The organism is Anaerovibrio slackiae (genome assembly GCF_009695585.1).
Lineage (GTDB): Bacteria > Bacillota > Negativicutes > Selenomonadales > Selenomonadaceae > Anaerovibrio > Anaerovibrio slackiae.
In genome coordinates, this window is sequence record NZ_VUNR01000002.1 from 134,479 (window position 1) to 153,148 (window position 18,670).

At 50.1% G+C, this 18,670-nt stretch carries 12 protein-coding genes; 2 read left to right on the plus strand and 10 right to left on the minus strand.

All coding sequences use genetic code 11. From position 1 onward, the window contains the following. Positions 1-294 precede the first annotated feature (294 nt). The 10 genes from purB to FYJ84_RS01655 all read right to left on the minus strand — a co-directional run bounded on the left by purB (position 295) and on the right by FYJ84_RS01655 (position 15,501). Positions 295-1,746, minus strand: coding sequence for an adenylosuccinate lyase (gene purB / locus FYJ84_RS01605; RefSeq protein ID WP_154405469.1), 1,452 nt, complete (start codon positions 1,744-1,746; stop codon positions 295-297). Positions 1,747-2,047: 301 nt separating this feature from the next. After that, positions 2,048-3,823, minus strand: coding sequence for a GmrSD restriction endonuclease domain-containing protein (locus tag FYJ84_RS01615; RefSeq protein WP_154405471.1), 1,776 nt, complete (start codon positions 3,821-3,823; stop codon positions 2,048-2,050). A gap of 44 nt (positions 3,824-3,867) precedes the next feature. Then, positions 3,868-4,056 (minus strand): HTH domain-containing protein, encoded by a 189-nt coding sequence (locus FYJ84_RS01620; protein ID WP_205764043.1) that lies wholly within the window; start codon positions 4,054-4,056, stop codon positions 3,868-3,870. Positions 4,057-4,237: 181 nt separating this feature from the next. Further along, the gene (gene fba, locus FYJ84_RS01625; protein ID WP_154405475.1) at positions 4,238-5,206 is read right to left on the minus strand and encodes a class II fructose-1,6-bisphosphate aldolase; all 969 of its coding nucleotides are present in this window, start codon (positions 5,204-5,206) and stop codon (positions 4,238-4,240) included. Between the two features lie 134 nt (positions 5,207-5,340). Beyond that, on the minus strand, positions 5,341-6,240 hold the full coding sequence (locus FYJ84_RS01630; protein WP_154405476.1) for an RluA family pseudouridine synthase: 900 nt from the start codon (positions 6,238-6,240) through the stop codon (positions 5,341-5,343). 92 nt (positions 6,241-6,332) lie between these two features. Further along, the gene (gene uraA / locus FYJ84_RS01635) at positions 6,333-7,583 is read right to left on the minus strand and encodes a uracil permease (protein WP_154405478.1); all 1,251 of its coding nucleotides are present in this window, start codon (positions 7,581-7,583) and stop codon (positions 6,333-6,335) included. 115 nt (positions 7,584-7,698) lie between these two features. Then, positions 7,699-10,314 carry a 3'-5' exonuclease gene (locus tag FYJ84_RS01640; protein WP_154405480.1) on the minus strand — a complete coding sequence of 872 codons (2,616 nt, stop codon included), beginning with the start codon at positions 10,312-10,314 and terminating at the stop codon, positions 7,699-7,701. A gap of 88 nt (positions 10,315-10,402) precedes the next feature. Then, on the minus strand, positions 10,403-11,593 hold the full coding sequence (locus tag FYJ84_RS01645) for a pyridoxal phosphate-dependent aminotransferase (RefSeq protein WP_154405482.1): 1,191 nt from the start codon (positions 11,591-11,593) through the stop codon (positions 10,403-10,405). A gap of 201 nt (positions 11,594-11,794) precedes the next feature. Further along, on the minus strand, positions 11,795-13,891 hold the full coding sequence (locus FYJ84_RS01650; RefSeq protein ID WP_205764044.1) for a BglG family transcription antiterminator: 2,097 nt from the start codon (positions 13,889-13,891) through the stop codon (positions 11,795-11,797). Between the two features lie 203 nt (positions 13,892-14,094). Continuing rightward, positions 14,095-15,501: a PTS mannitol transporter subunit IICB gene (locus FYJ84_RS01655; RefSeq protein ID WP_154405484.1), complete on the minus strand. Its 1,407-nt coding sequence runs from the start codon at positions 15,499-15,501 to the stop codon at positions 14,095-14,097. Positions 15,502-15,999: 498 nt separating this feature from the next. Between FYJ84_RS01655 and FYJ84_RS14410 the strand changes: the two genes are divergently transcribed. Further along, positions 16,000-16,455 (plus strand): PTS sugar transporter subunit IIA, encoded by a 456-nt coding sequence (locus FYJ84_RS14410; RefSeq protein WP_205764045.1) that lies wholly within the window; start codon positions 16,000-16,002, stop codon positions 16,453-16,455. 85 nt (positions 16,456-16,540) lie between these two features. Next, positions 16,541-17,809, plus strand: coding sequence for a zinc-binding dehydrogenase (locus FYJ84_RS01665; RefSeq protein WP_154405488.1), 1,269 nt, complete (start codon positions 16,541-16,543; stop codon positions 17,807-17,809). Positions 17,810-18,670: the final 861 nt, after the last annotated feature.

Consider the following 18,670-nt stretch of genomic DNA (forward strand, 5'->3'; position numbering starts at 1 on the left):
TATCCTTAACGAAATGCCTCATTCTTTTCTCGTCTGTCAATCCCATCATCTCCTATACACACTATTGCCAATCCACACATACATTATATCAAAAAAAATAGAAAAATCATTCACTTTGTTTGAAATTTACCCATAAAAAGAACCTCCTGCCATGAGGAGGTTCAAAACACAATATATTCTACTAATTATACGTTATCCAAAAAATGCACCTGCACTGCTTCATAATGCCTTCATGCACTCTTTGTAACCTTCATGCACTGCTTATACATCACTTATGCATCACTGATACATCGCTTATACATTAATCTCAGCAGTCATGCCCAATTCTTCCTTGTGGGCATCCAATACAGGCTGAACCACGTTCTTGATAAACTTTTCAACCTGAATAGGAGAACGGCCAACATACCTGGACGGATCCATCGTCTTCTGCAACTCCTCCAGAGTAAGGTTAAACTCAGGATCAGCTGCAATAAGCTCCAGCAGATTATTGTCCTTGCCCTGCTGCTTGACATTTTTGCCAGCTTCCATGGAAAGGGTACGAATCTTCTCATGCAGCTCCTGACGGTTGCCGCCATTCTTAACAGCATCCATCATGATATTCTCGGTAGCCATGAAAGGCAGTTCCGCCATCATGTGCTTGGTAATTACCTTGTCATAAACTACCAAGCCGTCTACAACATTCAGGCACAAATCCAAAATGCCATCAATAGCCAGGAAGCCCTCCGGAATGGACAGGCGCTTGTTGGCAGAATCATCCAAAGTTCTCTCAAACCACTGGGTAGCAGAAGTAATGGCAGGATTCAGGGCATCAATCATCACATACCTGGACAGGGAGGCAATACGCTCACTGCGCATCGGATTTCTCTTGTATGCCATTGCCGAAGAACCAATCTGATTCTTTTCAAACGGCTCCTCCACTTCCTTCAGATGCTGAAGGAGGCGAATATCATTGGACAGCTTGTGAGCACTAGCAGCTATGCCTGCCAGGACATTGGCAACCCTGGTGTCAACCTTTCTGGAATAGGTTTGGCCGGAAACAGCATAGCACTCCTTGAAGCCCATCTTGGCAGCAATAGAAGGATCAATCTTGTCAATAGTCTCCTGGTCGCCATTAAAGAGCTCAAGGAAGCTTGCCTGTGTGCCGGTAGTCCCCTTGGAGCCCAGCAGCTTCAAGCTGTTCATAACATACTCCAGGTCCTCCAGGTCCATAATGAACTCCTGAGCCCACAGGGTAGCACGCTTGCCCACAGTAGTAGGCTGTGCCGGCTGAAAATGGGTGAATGCCAAGGTAGGCAAATCCTTATATTTCTCTGCAAACTTGGCAAGCTCGGCAATAACATTGACCAGTTTCTTCTGAACCAGCTGCAAAGCCTCACGCATGATGATAATATCGGTGTTGTCACCAACATAGCAGGAAGTAGCACCAAGATGAATGATACCGGCTGCTTTAGGGCAGAGCTGGCCATAGGCATAAACATGGCTCATAACGTCATGGCGAACCAGCTTCTCCCTGGCCTTTGCCACATCATAATTGATTTCATTCACATGAGCCTTCATCTCATCAATCTGCTCCTGGCAGATTACAGGCTTGCCATTTTCAGAAAGGCCAAGCTCCATTTCTGTCTCAGCCAAAGCAATCCACAATTTTCTCCAGGTGGTAAATTTCTTGTCCTGAGAAAAAATATACTGCATTTCCTTGCTGGCATAACGCTCTGATAAAGGACTAGTGTATCTGTCTGTACTCATAATCAACTTCCTTTTCCAATCATTTTAGTCAAGGCAAATCACCCTTTGACAATATTTTATCAAAGAAACATGCCTTTGTCCATTATAACATCATTTTCCGCTGTATTGCTATAGCCTTCTATAATTACTACTCCTGCTTAATACGCAATCCTGAAATAATCCAGATACGCCTTATACTTATCCTGCACCGTCAGGCATATATCTGTCAGATACCCCTTTTCCTTGTCCCATTCCTTCAGGCCGCGATATTGAATTACTCCCTCCTAACGCCTAGGCGTTTGAGGAGGGAGTAATTCAACTTTCACGTCAACGGCTGCCCAAAGCACCTGATTACTTCCTCACTATCTCTGCCGGATATAGTCCTGCCGGTAGCCTTTTCTATCTCATCAAGAATCCTCCTGGCCCTGCTGATGATATGCTCACGAAAATCATCATGCCTGCAGCAGGCAACATCAATCCAATGAGTGCTGACATATTGCTCCAAATCTGATTTTGCCACCTTGCCACTCTTCTCTAGCTTGGCAAGATATACGCTGGGAGCTACGCCGCCTATTTCCCTGTTCGTGGCATAAGTAAGCGGCGTCTTGTTTATCACAGAGTTCCACAAATTCCTGTCATATTGCTGCTTTTCACAGTAAGAAGCTGGGAATATATGATGAATATCAATGTTTTCAGCCTTAAATACCGTAAAATCCATTTCCCTGCCGGAGATAAAATCCTGACAATGGCTTTTTAAGACAAGTGCCATGATACCCTTATACGCTGCGGACAATCTTGACTGCAAGCTCAATAATCTTGTCGGGTTGAAGAAAGACTCCTGCACCGTTCTTGGCAACCTGGTATCATCTGAAAGCCAATCCATTACACCAGTTACATCAAGGGCATATCTGGTTTCATTGGCACTGCCATACTTTTCACCAAACACGCCGCACCAATACCACTGCCTAATCTTATGTTTTATGGTAGCAATCCTGATGCGATTGCCATCAGCCAGCAAGGTACATAAGACAGCCAACGGAATAAACTGTGTTGTATAAGGCAAGTCCTTTGCAGAAAAAATTCGCTCCTCCTGCAAAATCTTCTCCGCTTCCAGAAACCCCTCTGACAATAAATCTGCATACGTGATATATTCACTAAGAGGAAGATTTAATACATCCTTCTTTTTGCAGCTAACTGTACCGCCTTTTTTATAGGTTGACAGCAATGTACATGCCGTCAGAAAATCCGTTGCCGAAATAACAGATAACAGCTCCCCGCTGAAATACTGCTTCTTTCGTACCTCCCAATCCTTTCTGAGTTCAAAGTCATTCATCGCAAAGATGGCTGTTATCAATTCAAACACTGTAAGCGAAACACCGCCAGTATTTACATTTTCAAAGACCTGGCATACCGCTTCCTTGGGCGTATTTTTATCAAGCAAAATAACCGGCAGCTTATATTGAAAAACCGCCATAATGATTTTCCCTTGAAAATCCATCCATTGCTGCGTGATAATACTATTATTATGATGATGCTGAATAAATCCCTGCATCCATACAAAGGTTTTTGCTGAATCAAGGATTATATTTAGTGGAAACATTTTCTGTTCATATTCTTTGTCCGGCGCAGATAAATCAAGAATGATATCCCTGCCAAAATTTGCTGTGAGCAACCTGCTTACCGGCACTGATACGATGGCATCTATTCTATCGGCACCAGTATCCAAAGCCTTTTCAATATCTATATAATAATATCGATGAATATCTCTCCCCTTTTCCGTCCTGGTATGAACAGGATTCTGGCTATACAAGGAGGAATATATGGACGTAAGCCTCTGCTGCCCGTCAAGAATCAATTCTGAGGGAGTTACATTCTGTGCAGGAGCCCCCTCAACTACCCTGTACTTAAACCTGATATTGGCATTTCCGTATTCCAGGAACATGGCTGCTCCCACCGGGAAATTATTGGTAATACTTGCTATTAACGCCTTTATTCTATTATCATCCCATACCCAGCCACGCTGAAAATCAGGTAACTGGGCATTTCCGCACTCAATATCCTTCATCAGGTCAGAAAGCTGCCTGTCATTAGTCTGCATATTACACACCCTCCCAGCATAAAATTTAAATCGCTCCAAATACATTATCTAATAACAATCCACTTTCCATCACGTTTAGAACCTATACGCTCTATTTTTCCTTTTTTCTGAAGACTAACCAAAGTGCGCTCGATAGTACGTTTTGTAACTCCTATATCTGTAGCAAGCACATCGGCGGTTCTATTCGAATCTTCGATTAGCAATCCTAAAACAGCTTTTTCCGTTTTATTCAAACCGACATTCAAACCGACATTAAACCGACATTCAAACCGACATTTTTTACATTTCAGGCATTCCGTTCTGACAAATCAAATCTCCCACCCACGAAAAAAAATGCTGCACAGCCGGAACCATACAGCATTTTCCACGCACCTAAAAGTGCAAAACATTCAATTAACGCTCAACCAGCAATTATCAGTAAGCGTTGTTGCAGCCCAGTACGTTCTTGATCTTGTGCTCAACAATAGCCTTGATGTTGGCACGAGCAGGAGTCAGGTACTGACGTGGGTCAAAGTGCTCTGGATGCTCCATGAAATGCTGGCGGATGCCGGCAGTCAGGGCAAGGCGCAGGTCAGAGTCAACGTTGATCTTGCAAACTGCGCTACGGGCAGCCTTGCGGAGCTGATCCTCAGGAATACCGATAGCATCATCCAGCTTGCCGCCGTTAGCGTTGATGATCTTTACATACTCAGGCACTACGGAAGAAGCACCATGGAGAACGATTGGGAAGTTTGGCAGCTTCTTGGTGATCTCGTCCAGAATGTCGAAACGCAGCTCAGGCGGAACCAGAACGCCATCCTCGTTCAGGGTGCACTGTGCAGGAGTGAACTTGAATGCGCCGTGGCTGGTGCCGATAGCGATAGCCAGAGAGTCAACACCGGTACGGGATACGAACTCCTCAACCTCCTCAGGATGGGTGTACTTGGCATCCTCTGCGGATACATTTACATCATCCTCTACGCCTGCCAGCTGGCCAAGCTCGCCCTCTACTACTACGCCGTGAGCATGAGCGTACTCTACTACCTTCTTGGTAACAGCGATGTTGTCCTCGAAGGAATGATGGGAACCGTCAATCATAACGGAAGTGAAACCGCCGTCGATGCAGGACTTGCAGGTCTCAAAATCTGCACCATGATCCAGATGCAGGGCAACTGGCAGCTCAGGATGAACCTCAAGAGCAGCCTTTACCAGATGTACCAGATACTGATGGTTTGCATACTTGCGAGCACCTGCGGAGCACTGCAGGATTACCGGAGCACGCATCTCAGCAGCAGCATCGGTGATACCCTGTACAATCTCCATGTTGTTTACGTTGAATGCACCGATAGCGTAGCCGCCCTCGTATGCCTTCTTGAACATTTCTTTAGTTCCTACTAATGGCATTAAAAAAACCCCCTATCAAAATATGTACCCATTATAGCACAGTTTCCCAATAATTAACAGCGCAAAATAAGATTTTTCATAATTGCCGAAAATTTTGCTTCAAATGTGCAGAATCAACTGCACACATTTTCATTTTAGTGTCCCCAAAATAAATCCCGCATATCCTGAGGCACATCAGAATAGATCGAAATACTTTCCCCGGTGAGGGGATTTTCTGCCTCAAGATGCACAGCATGAAGAGCCTGCCGCTTCATGACGGAGGTATCACCCCCATACAAATCATCCCCCAACAGGGGATGCCCCATAGCCGCCAGATGCACCCGTATCTGATGGGTGCGCCCCGTCTCCAGCTCCAGCCACAAAAGGGACCTGCCCCCGCGGCGGGCCAAAGTGCGATAATGGGTCACCGCCACCTGCCCCTCCGGGCTGCAAATTCTCTGGATGATGCTGTCAGGATGCCTGGCAATGGGCAAATCAATTGTTCCAGCAGGCAAAGGCATTTCCCCCTCTATGACAGCCACATAGCTCCGATGAAAAAACTTGCCTCCATTTCCCTGTGTCAGTGCATTCTGCAGCTGGGGCTGCTTTGCCACCAGTACCAGCCCGGTGGTATCGCGGTCAAGGCGGTGCACAGGATGAAAATCAATCTCCTGCCCCGTCCGGCGATAATAATGCAGCAGCCCGTTGCCCAGGGTGTTATCATAGTCTCCGCCAGTAGGATGCACCAGCATACCGGCAGGCTTGTTGAGGACAATCATGTACTCGTCCTCATACCTGATATCCAGCGGCATAGGCGTAGCTGCCAGGCTGGAGCTTTCCGCAATCCGGCAAGTAACCACATCCCCGTCCCGTACCACAGCTGTGGTAGCCCGGACTTCCTCACCGTTGACCAGCAGGGTGCCGTTCCATTTCAGCCTCCGCCACAAGCCGTGGGAAAAACCGCATTTTTGCCGAAGAAAAGCCCTGACCGATACAGAGGCCAGAGCTTTTTCTCCTGAAAGTCCTGCAAGTGAAACCTTATACGTTACGTTCATAGCTCAACTCTCATACAATAAATATTAACAAAAACATTAAACAAACATATTAACCAATATCAATCAATATTAACCAATATTATCAATCGCTATCAATTCTCACCGTGGATTTTCTTGATGAGATTGAAGCACACGCTCAGCACAATAGCTGCCACAGTTGCCAGGGACATGCCGCTCAAAGTGACAGTGCCGACGGTAATGCTGGCGGTGCTGACACCGACGCCCAGCACAACTGCCGTCAGCATCAGATTGACAGGATTGTTGTAATCAATCTTGCTCTCCACCAGCACGCGGATGCCGGAGGCGGCAATAACGCCAAACAGCAGCATGGACACGCCGCCCATAACAGGTGCCGGAATGCTCTGGATGGCAGCTGCCAGCTTGCCAAAGCAGGACAGCAGGATGGCAAAAACAGCCGCACCGCCGATAACCCAGGTACTAAATACCTTCGTCATGGCCAGCACGCCGATATTCTCGCCATAAGTAGTGTTCGGCGTGGAGCCGAAAAAGCCGGACAGGATAGTGGACAGGCCGTTACCGATGATGGAACGGTCCAGCCCCGGATCCTTGGTCAGATCCGCCCCCACAATGTTGCCGGTAACAATCAGATGCCCCACATGCTCGGCAATCACCACCAGAGCCGCAGGCAGGATAATGCAGATGGCATTAAAGTTAAACTCCGGCGTATATATTGTCGGCAGTGAGAACCACGGTGCCTTCTCCACTATGCTCAAATCCACGATACCAAATGCCAGGGCAATAACGTAACCTGAAATGATGCCGATGAGAATCGGGATAATCTGCAAGAAGCCCCGGAAAGCCACCTGGGCAAGCAGGGTAATGGCCAAGGTCAGCACAGATACGATGATAGCATTGCTATCAGGTTCCTTGGCAGTCAGCCCTGCCATGCCGGCCGCTACCGGCATCAGCTCCAGGCCGATTACCGCCACGATGGCACCCATGGCTGCCGGTGGAAAGATGAAATTTATCCAATCAGTTCCCACAGCCCTGACCAGCAGTCCCACCAGCACAAAGACAATACCCACAGCAATAAAGCCACCCAGCGCCGCCTCATAGCTGTACTGGGACAGCACCGCAAACACAGGGGAGATAAAGGCAAAGCTGGAGCCCAGGTACGCCGGTATCCTGCCCTTGCACAAAAACAGGTATAAAAGCGTGCCAATACCATTGAACAGCAGGACTGTAGCTGGATTGACATTGAACAAAATCGGCACCAGCACCGTAGAGCCAAACATGGCAAAAAGATGCTGCAAGCTCAGAGGAATCGTCTTTTGAATAGGCGGCCTCTGATCCACACGGATAACGCGGTCATTTCCCGACATACTGATAAACACTTCCTTTTTACAAAAATTTTACAAAATTTCACCCTAAAATCTATCACATATTGCAGAAAAAGTCCAGCCACCTGCCCTTTTATATACATAATACATATTTCCCTCACGGCTCCCTGTCCAGAAACTCATCAGGTATGGCATTGATAAACCGGCAGGGAACGCTGCCCCGATCCATAGCTGCCGTCAGGTACAGCCGCTGCCGCGCCCGGGTAATGCCCACATAAAAGAGACGGGCTTCCTCATCCAATGACTCATGCACAAGGGAAATCTTGCTGGGAAATACCCCCTCCTGCAAGCCTGCCATAAAGACCGTATCAAACTCCGAGCCCTTGGCCTGATGCACCGTAATAATCGGAATCCTGGGCTTTTCCTGCAGCATCAGGTCCAGCTCCGTATTGGAAAGGGACATCAGCCGCAAAAAGCTTTGCATGGCATCATAGCCGGACAATTCCTCCTTGTCCAACTGCCGGGCCTGCCGCACCAGATTCCTCAGGTTTTCCATACGGCCCGGCTCCCGCTGATAATACTTATCAATGCCCAGCCGAGTTATGGTCTCAACCACCATCCGCCCGGGGCGCATGTCCGCCAGCTTGCACCGCAGGCCATTGACTGCCTCTGCCAGTGGCGCAAAATTCCTGATATGCCTGCTGATTAGGCTCCGGCGCACATCCCTCACCGGCAGGATATCCTGCTTCACCGCATACAGCAGGATTTCCCCGGTGGCACAGATATCGTCAAAGGCATCATGGGTGGACTTGTGCCCCACATGAAAATGCTCCCCCAGAAATTCCAGCTTGTGATTGGTCAGCTGGGGATAAAAGCGGCGGAAAATATCCAGGGTATCATAAAAAGCAGGTATCTCCAAAGGCTTCAGCCCCAGCCTTGCCAGCTGACTGGCTAAAATAGTCAGGTCAAACACCACATTGTGCCCCACCACTACGCAGCCCCTGGCAAAATCCAGAAAATCCTGCAAGGCCTTTTCCGGCTCAATGCCTTCCGCCAAAAGCTTTGCATCAGAAATATGGTGCACCGCCTCGGACTGGCCCACAGGCCGGGAAGCCCTGACATAATGCACCAGCCTTTCCAGCTCCCTGCCCTGCATATCCAGCTTGATAGCTGCCAGCTGGATGATTTCATCCCGGGCGGTATCCAGCCCCGTAGCTTCCACATCAAAGACTACTACCTCACCCTGCTCCAGGGCCCGCAGCAGCATCTCAAAAGGCTCGCCATACTTCTGGGCAGAGGCATGGAGAAAATCCGTAATCCGTATCCCTGCCGCCCGGTATTCCTCCGACTGTATCTGGCTGACCGTGGCAGGGCCGATGCGCCGCCCGAACCTTTTCACCAGCCGCAGGAGGCTGCTGGCATCCTGGGGATTGATGACCAGCCTCAGAGCAGCCACCACATCCTTGATTTCCTGGCGGCGGAAAAACTTGAACTCCTCCACCAGCATAAAATCAAGAGGAAAATCCGCCTCATCCCTCTGCCCCAGCTCAAACTGCTCCTGCCGCTGCTGGCGGATACGCGCCAAATAGTCCGACAGCTTTTGATTGTAATAGTTTGAGCGTGTCAGGACACACACCCTGGACAAATCCTCAGGCTGCAGTTTTTGCAGCTGGTTATAAATCCAGCTTGCCTCCACATAGGTGCTGTTCAGCTGACGGTAATGAATTTTTTCCCCCTGTTCCTCCGACATGGCAGCAGCATCCTCCCTGAAAAGCCCTGCCACCTGCTCAGGAAAACGGTTCTTCAAAAAGCCGTAGGAAGCCTCCAAAAGCGTCCTGACAGAGCGGTAATTCTCATGGAACACCATCAGCATGGGATGATAATCCCTGGCAAACCGGTCATAGATAAGCTGTGGCTCCGAGCCACGCCACTCATAGATAGTCTGAAAAAAATCACCGCACAGGAGCAGGTTGCTATCCCCAAACATCCTCGTCAGGATGGCATACTCCAGCCTGCTGGTATCCTGCACCTCATCCACGCACCAGAAACGGAACCTATCCTGCCAGAAGCGGCAGCTTTCCTCCTGCTGCAATACCTGATAAGCACCATTAATCAAATCGCAGAAATCCACATAGTGGTTTTCCAGCAGCCTGCCATCGTACTGGCTGACAATCTCGCCGCAGTGTGCCTCAAACATCATGACAATATCATGATTGGGCCTGCCCTTCTGCCTGGCGGCATCATTAATGCGCTGCTGCTTTTCCTCCTTGAGGCGCAGCAGCACCCTTTCATAATCCGCCTGCCGGTCGTCAGAAAAAATATTGTACTCCCCCCGGTATTCCTTGATGAGATTGATCAGGGCCTGCAAGGCATTTTCCTGGTGTGCCTGGCAATAGTCCAGTCCCCGGATAATCTCCAGGCAGTCCGTCTCGTCAGCCACCGTAAAATCCCCTGCCACATCAGTCTGCCCCTTGGCAGCCCAGCGCAGGATTTCATAGCAGAAGCCATGAAAGGTCCGAACCGTCACGCCCCTGCCCCTGACTCCTGCCACGCTGGCTATTCGCTGCTTCATCTCATTGCATGCCTTGTTGGTGAAGGTCAGGCAGATGATTTCCTCCGCCCGGGCACGCTCCTTTTCCAGAATATTCACGATGCGGCAGGACAGGGTATTGGTCTTGCCGGTGCCTGCCGAGGCCAGGAGCAGGATATTCCTGTCCAGCTCATTTACTACCTGCCGCTGTTTTTCATTCAAAAAATCAAAATCCATTGCCATACTGCCCTGTTCCCCTGCTTCCGAAAACTACAATACGGAGTTACGCTGCACATAACTCCGTATCCCCATATATTAGCAACTGCTACATTTATTTATACTCTGCCGCCAGCTTCTTGAACACCGGCAGGGCATTCCTGATGGTGGATTCCTTGATGCAATATGCCGCGCGGAAATAGCCCGGGCAGCCAAAATCAGAGCCCGGCACCAGCAGCAGGTCATACTCCATGGCCTTCTTGCAGAAAGCCCGGTCATCATCCTCCAGTGCCTTCGGGAACAGGTAAAATGCCCCCTGAGGCTTCTGACAGGTAAAGCCTGCCTCAATCAGGCCGTTATACAGGAGATTGCCGTTGTGCTCATAGGCAGCAATATTGGAAGGCTCGTCCACGCACCTTGCCACCACCCTCTGAAACAGGGAGGAAGCATTGACATGGGTAAGCACCCGGGCAGCACCGGCAATAGCCCCGTACACACGCCCGAAATCTGCCACCTCATCAGGCACCACAATATAGCCGATACGCTCGCCCGGCAGAGAAAGGGACTTGCTCCAGGAGTAGCAGACCAGGGTATTTTGATAATACTTGGCCACATAAGGCACCGTCAGGCCGCCATAGACCAGCTCCCTGTAGGGCTCATCGGAAATAATGAAAATAGGATGTCCGAACTCCTTCTCCTTGGCAGACAGCATCCCGGCCAGCTTTTTGATGGTAGCCTCGGAGTACACCACGCCGCTTGGATTGTTGGGGCTGTTAATGATAACCGCCTTGGTCTTCGGGCTGAGCATTTCCTCCAGCTTGTCAAACTGAATCTGAAAATCCTCTGTGTTGGCAGGCACTACCGACAGCTTGGAGCCCACAGACTCCACGAAGCAGCCATACTCCGGGAAATACGGGGCAAAAGTGATGAACTCATCGTCCGCACCATCCTCATGGAGTGCCTTGAAGCAGATGGTGATGGCTGCTGCCGCACCGCTGGTCATAAAGAGGTTCTTGCCGGCAAAATTTGTGCCGAAACGGCGGTTGATGCTGGCGGCAATGGTCTCCCGGACCTGGGGCAGGCCCGGCGCAATGGTATAGCCGTGGAGCTCGCAGGTATCCACGGTGTTCAAGATATCTATTATCGCCGTCTTTACCACCTCAGGGGCAGGCACATTGGGATTGCCTATAGAAAAATCATAAACATTTTCCGCGCCAACCTCTGCCGCCCTCTTTTTGCCGTATTCAAAAATCGTCCTGATTGTAGATTTTTTTGTGCCAAGAGTGTGCATTTTTTCAGAAACCATGATACATCCCATCCTTTGCATATTACGTCATGTAACGCTTTATTATAGTTTAGTATAGATAATCACAGAGTGTTAAACATGATTATACACCAATTTTGCAAAAATAAAAAGGGCAGAAACCATGCCGCGGCCATAAACCGCCACGGCACAGCCCTGCCCACTTGATGAGATTTCAGGCGACATGCTTAAAACGATATTATTTCAGGCGAGATTGCCCAGATATTCCTTAAAATACCTGTTCAGATGCCCGGACAGCTCCTGGCGGATAATTTCCTCATTGCCACCGGCTGCCATAGCCAGAAAGTCCGGCTCCTCGATGAGCATGCTGCTGATGTAGCCCATAATCCCCGTATTGACCTCAAGGCTGTCATCCACCGGCACCAGCATCACCAGCACCACAGAAATTCCCTTGAAATAGCTATTCTGGAAGCAGCTGCCCCCTTCCGGCAGGCAGACGGCAAAGCTGGGATGGGTGACACCATTGGTACGGGCATGCAGCAGGGCAAAGCCAAACTCGGCAAAAATCTGGCTGGAAACCTGCTCACGCTTTGCCAGCGCGTCCACAATCATCTCCTGCCGCTCCGGCTGTACAGTCATGCGCTCGCCGATGGTGAACAGCAGCCTGTCAAAGGTAATGTCAGCCGGTGCCTGAAAACACCTCAGATGCTTGATGACACTGCTGATGCATGCCGCCACCCTGTTCACCTCGTCAAAGGGAGCCGTATGCCTGTCCCCTGTGCCCTCCTTCCGTGGCAGCCGCTCAAACTGGTATATCAGGCAGCGTATTTCCCCGATATCAGCCTCGCTCAAGAGCGGATTGACATAGACTACCGGCACCTGCACAGCCTCCAGCTGCAAGCTGGAAATGATAAAATCAATTTTTGCCTCCACCGCCGGGGTTATGTCGTGCTTGCCGTAGGTAGTCATTTCCATCCTGTCCTTAAAGACCTTCTCCAGCTTTGCCGCCATCAGCCGTGACAGGCCGATGCCACTGGAACAGACCACTGCCACCTGCACCTTCCGTATCTGCTCCTTGCGCCCCTCCAGGCGCACCAGTGCCGCCCCGAAATGCACCGCCAGAAAGCCGATTTCCTCCTCCGGCACACTCCTGCCCACCTTGTCCGCCAGCACCTGTGCTGCCCGCTGGCACCTGGCATATATCTCGCTGTAGTTTTCCTTGATATCCGCCAGCACAGGATTCTGAATGCTCATACCATGCACCAGCCGCACGATAGTAGGCTGCAAATGAGCTAAAAGCCCCTGCATAAATTCATCATCCTGCTTTAAAAGATACGCCTGCTGTCCGTCATAAGCATCAATCAGGTCATTGACAAACTGGCGAAGCTCCCTGTCCGCCAGCTCCATTCTTTCCTCCCTGCCCGGAAGCTGGATTTTTTCATGCTTGGCTCCCTTGAGATGCAGGCAGATATAGGCAATCTCCAGCTGGGGAATAGACACCTCAAACTCCGCTTCCAGCTCTGCTGCAATATCCTCTGCCAGCCTGTAATCCTCATCACGGGGCATTTTTTCCTGCCATTCCCCGGTCACCTGGATTACATCCTGTTGCAAAATGCGGTTGATGGCAATGGCCAGATGGATGACCAGACCGTCATAGGCATTTTCCGTCAGGTTGTCCATCCGCTGGTTATCCATCCCCTCAAGGCACTCATGAACCCGGCGCAGGATTTCCTTGTCCAAAAGCCTGCCCAGGTGGTTTTTCTGCAGGGAAGCTGCATAATTCTCGCCGCCATCACCGTCATACAGCTGCCGGAACAGCTTTGTATCTATGTTCTCCCCAATAAAAAACCGTATGGCCCGGCGGTAGTTTTCCTCCGTTCCTTCCACCTCGATGCCGCTGCCCGGCTTCCTTGCCATGGACAGCCCCTGATGGGACAGCCATGTCTCCACCGCTTCCAAATCCGTGCTGATGGTAGCTTCGCTAACACCGAACTTGCGGCTATAATAATACAGCTTCCGAAGCGTCTTTTCCCTCAGGATTTCCAGCACCAGCCTCTTGCGCCTGTCCTCCTTGCTGCTGGCAGCATACTCATCACTGCTGGCAGCCTCTGCCAGAAGCCCTGCCCTGGCAGCTTCATCCCCGGCCAGCCACACCCCCACGCCTGTCTTGGAAGCAAACTCCATGCCATAGGGCAGCAGCACATCATTGACAGACTCCAGCTCCCGCTGCACGGTGCGCTTGCTGATGCCGGTCTTTTCCGCTAAATGCTTTATGGATATAGGCTCCTTTTCCTCCAGCAGAGCCTGGAAAATCCGTTTCATTCTCGGCGTGATTTTCACATTGTCCACCTCCGTTTCCAAACTGCAAATATACAAAATAATCCCTATTGGCTATGCAAAAACCGTTATACTGACAGCCATTCAGCTATCAGTATAACGGATTTTCTTTATGCCTTCAACATGCCCTCAGCGTATCAAAACATTTTGAGATAGGTTTTATTGTTTCTGCGTAGCCATGACATCTTTCCAGCAATGGAAGAAGCTTAGCTGTTGCGCTGCTTCAGATCCTCCACCAGCCTGCCATACTCAGGAGCAGCCAGGAAGTTGGTAATCAGCACCAGCTCTGCATTAGGATTGCTCTGGGCGGCACGCTCCCGGAGGGACTGATGGGTAACGACAATCTGCACATCCGCAGGGATTGAGGATACGGAGGTATGGATAACCTCGATGCCGTCAAGACCGGCAGCCTTGATTTTCTTCTTCAGCACGGTAGCACCCATGGCACTGGACCCCATACCTGCATCACAGGCAAAGGCAATCTTCTTTACCCTGCCACCGGCACTGGCGCTGGCAGCACTAGTGGAAGCCTGGGCTGCCGGGGCAGTGCCCTTGGCCTGTGCCTTCATGGCATTCTTCTTGGCCTGAGCTTCTTCCAGGGTAGTATCCTTGCCCATGAACTTCAGCAGAGGGATAGAGATAGCCATAGCCACAGCGGCAGAGAGGATAACCCCCAGGAACAGTCCCACGTAGCAGTGGCGTTCAGCCATCATGGTCAGGGCGATAATGCTGCCCGGAGATGCAGGAGCAGTCAGTCCCACATCAAACAGGCGGAAGACAAATACACCGGTGGCATTGGCAGCAATAGTGGCAATCAGCAGGAACGGATTCATCAGGATATATGGGAAGTAAATCTCATGGATACCGCCCAGGAAGTGAATGATGACTGCACCCGGCGCGGAGCTCTTGGCACTGCCCTTGCCCACCAGGCAGTATGCCAGCAGGATGCCAAGGCCAGGGCCAGGGTTTGCTTCCAGCAGGAAGAAAATGGACTTGCCTGCTTCCTCCACCTGCTGGATGCCCATCGGGGAGAAAATACCGTGGTTAATAGCATTGTTCAGGAACAGCACCTTTGCCGGTTCCACAAAAATCGCAGTCATCGGCAGCAGGCCGTTGTCAATCAGCACACCTACACCGGCAGCCATGGCATTGGTCAGGGCTGTAACAATAGGGCTGATGGCTTCCATGGCAACCAGTGCCAGCACGGCTGCCAGAATACCCAGGGAGAAGTTGTTCACCAGCATCTCGAAGCCCGGCTTGATATGGCCGTCCACGGCCTGGTCAAACTTCTTGAGAACCCAGGCTGACAGCGGGCCTACAATCATGGCACCCAGGAACATCGGCACCTCTGCGCCGACGATTACGCCCATGGTGGCTGCGGCACCGATAACGCCGCCCCGCTTGCCTGCTACCACCTCGCCCCCTGTGTAGGCAATCAAAAGCGGCAGCATCACCGAGGACATGGGCCCCACCAAAGAGGCGAACTTCTCATTTGGCAGCCAGCCGGTAGGGATAAACATGGCTGTAATCAAGCCCCAGGCAATAAATGCCCCGATATTCGGCATTACCATGCCGCTCAGAAATCGTCCGAAGACCTGCAATTTTTCTTTCATAATCCACACCTCGTCATTTCACAAAACTCTCTTTTAAATCTCTTTTGTATTTCTTATGTGCCTATAAATACCCTGCAACACCTGCCTGGCAGCCGTCACTGCCTGACGCCTGGCATTGCATTATTGTTTCAGATTGACTGGCCGGTCATTTCCTGTTGATGGTTTTATTATAGACACGATTGGAATTGTTTTCAAGCAATAGTAATTGAGTTTTGGCACTAGGCATTAGTGCCAAATATTGGCAGTATGTATTATCTATGCCTGTTTTCAGGCTTTTCCCGGCTATTATATGAAAGAAATGACACTCAACTTTGGCACTATCCCTTAATGCCAAATACGAATTACTTTGAATTGATTTTTCCCTGCCCCGCCACTATAATAAAACCATCAAGTGAAACACAGAAACAAAAAACAAAAGTAAAAGCAAAGTACAAAAGACAAAAGCGAAGTCAAAATCAAAGGATACAAGAAGCACAAGCTGCAAAGGAGAGATTGAAAATGTTTTGGAGCAAAAAAAAGGAAGCCCCTGCGGAGAAGAAGCCTCTGCTGTACCGTGAAAACATAAAGACCGGCTGCACCGTGTCCGGCAAGGATGAGGCCATCCGCATGGTAGGCCAGATGCTGGTGGACAGCGGCTATGTGGACCAGCCTTATGTAGAGGCCATGCTGGAAAGGGAAAAGACCTTCCCAACCTACATGGGCAACGGCCTGGCTCTCCCTCACGGAGTGGAAGCCGCCAAGAAGGAGGTAAAAGCCTCCGGCATTGCCGTTATCACCCTGAAAAATCCTATTGACTGGGAGGGCAACGAGGCACAGGTGATTATCGGCATCGCAGGTGTCGGTGACGAGCATCTGGAAATCCTGGGCATTATTGCTGACAAGATGATGGACGAAGCTGCTGCCGCCCAGCTTGCCACCGGGGATGCAGATACGGTATACAGGCTTTTGCAGTAAGCTGCCAGCACCAATTTTCAGCGTATAAAAAATATGATAATTTATTGTAACATGATAATTGCAACATGATAAAGGAGAAATCAGCATGAAAACAAAAGCAGTAAGAATGTATGGTACCAGGGATTTGCGTCTTGAGGAGTTTGAGCTCCCTGCCATCAAGGATGACGAAATCCTCGTAAAAATCATGAGCGACAGCATCTGCATGTCCACCTACAAGCTGGTGGAACAGGGCAAGAACCACAAGCGTGCCCCGAAGAACATCGACACCAACCCGATCATTATCGGCCATGAATTTGCCGGTGTCATCGTAGAGGTTGGCAAGAAGTGGCAGGACCAGTTCAAGCCGGGCATGAAGTTTGCCCAGCAGCCTGCCCTGAACTACAAGGGCAGCCTGGCATCCCCTGGCTATTCCTATGAATTTTTCGGCGGCGCCTGCACCTACTGCATTATCCCTCACGAGGTAATGGAGCTGGGCTGCCTGATGGAATACAAGGGCGAGAGCTTCTTTGAGGCATCCCTGGGTGAGCCCATGAGCTGCATTATCGGCGGCTATCACGGCAACTACCACACCAACAAGAGAAACCACGACCTGAAGATTGATACCAAGGCAGGCGGCGACATCATTATCCTGGGTGGCTGCGGCCCTATGGGGCTGGGTGCTGTCAGCTACGGCCTCCAGCTGGAGGAAAATAAGCCGAAGCGCATTGTGGTAACTGACATCAATGATGACAAGATTGCCCGTGCCCGGGAGGTTATTCCTGAGTCCGTGGCTGCCGAACGGGGCATTGAGCTTCTTTATGTGAATACCGCTGCCATGGATGACCCTGTGAAGGGGCTGATGGATATTACCGGTGGCAAGGGCTATGACGATGTATTTGTGTACGTGCCTGTACGCCAGGTGGCAGAGCTGGGCAACAAAATCCTTGCCTTTGACGGCTGCATGAACTTCTTTGCCGGTCCTACCGACAGCCAGTTCAAGGCTGAGGTAAACCTCTACGAGGTGCACTACACCAGCCAGCATATCGTTGGCACCACAGGCGGCAACAACGATGATTTGATTGAGGCAAACGACCTGGCAGCCAGGGGACGCATCGAGCCTGCTGTTATGGTAACTCATGTAGGCGGTATTGACAGCATCATTGACGCTACCCTGAACCTGCCAAAGATTCCGGGGGGCAAGAAGCTGACCTACACCCAGTTCAACATGCCTCTGACCGCCATCGAGGACTTTGGCAAGCTGGGCGAAACTGACCCTCTGTTCAAGAAGCTGGACGAGGTCTGCAAGAAGAACCGCGGTCTCTGGTCTGCCGAGGCAGAGCGGGTACTCTTTGAACACTTCGGTGTCGAGGCATAATCTGATTATGTCTTTACATATATCCTAAATCCTAATTTTATTATACTTTCCCTTCTAATTACTAACCCTAATAGTAATTCAATCCCTTTTTGCGGCATGGTATTGCACCATCAATATCCTGCTGCAAAGCAAAAGACCGGGTTCTGCTTACCCCGGTCTTTTTGTTATTTATCCGAATGAACAGAAAAAATATCTCACCATGCTGCAAAATTCATAACACTAAGTAATCGAGTAGGAGGGAAATTCTATAGAATCTCCCGACCTCTCACACCACCGTGCGTACCGTTCGGTACACGGCGGTTCTCTAGTTTTCATAAATTTGCAGGTAATAGCTGGTCATGGGCATGTAGCCCTGACTGGCTATTTCTTTATTCGTTAGAACCGAGTTTAGCATTAGTGCCGCTCTCCATGTTCCTTTGCGGCAATTTGCCATTTCATGCACCTTCCATTCTGGAATACCATACCGCCTTATCATAAGGTATCTAGTTTTTACTTTCTTCCATTGTTTCCAGTACACCGCTCTTACCCTGCGCCTTATCCATTCGTCAACGCGGCTCAATCACCATCTCAGATTAAGCCGCGTTACGCTTCTCTCCTCCCGTGTTGATCAACACATGGGTAACACCATCATACCAAGCAATATGCAAGGTTTATTGTTTAGTGCAGGGGAGCTGTCAGAAAAGCATCAGCATATATTCCAATGGGCGGTCATTTTTTACATTGTTGTGTATAAACCTACGGTCAGACCTTTTTATAGAGCCTCAGGGCAGTACCATCGCAGGCACGCTCGCGCTACTATCCACGCCTAGCGGATGCTAAGCTCTCGCTTCGCCTTACGGCTCGCGAATTGCTAAGCACCGA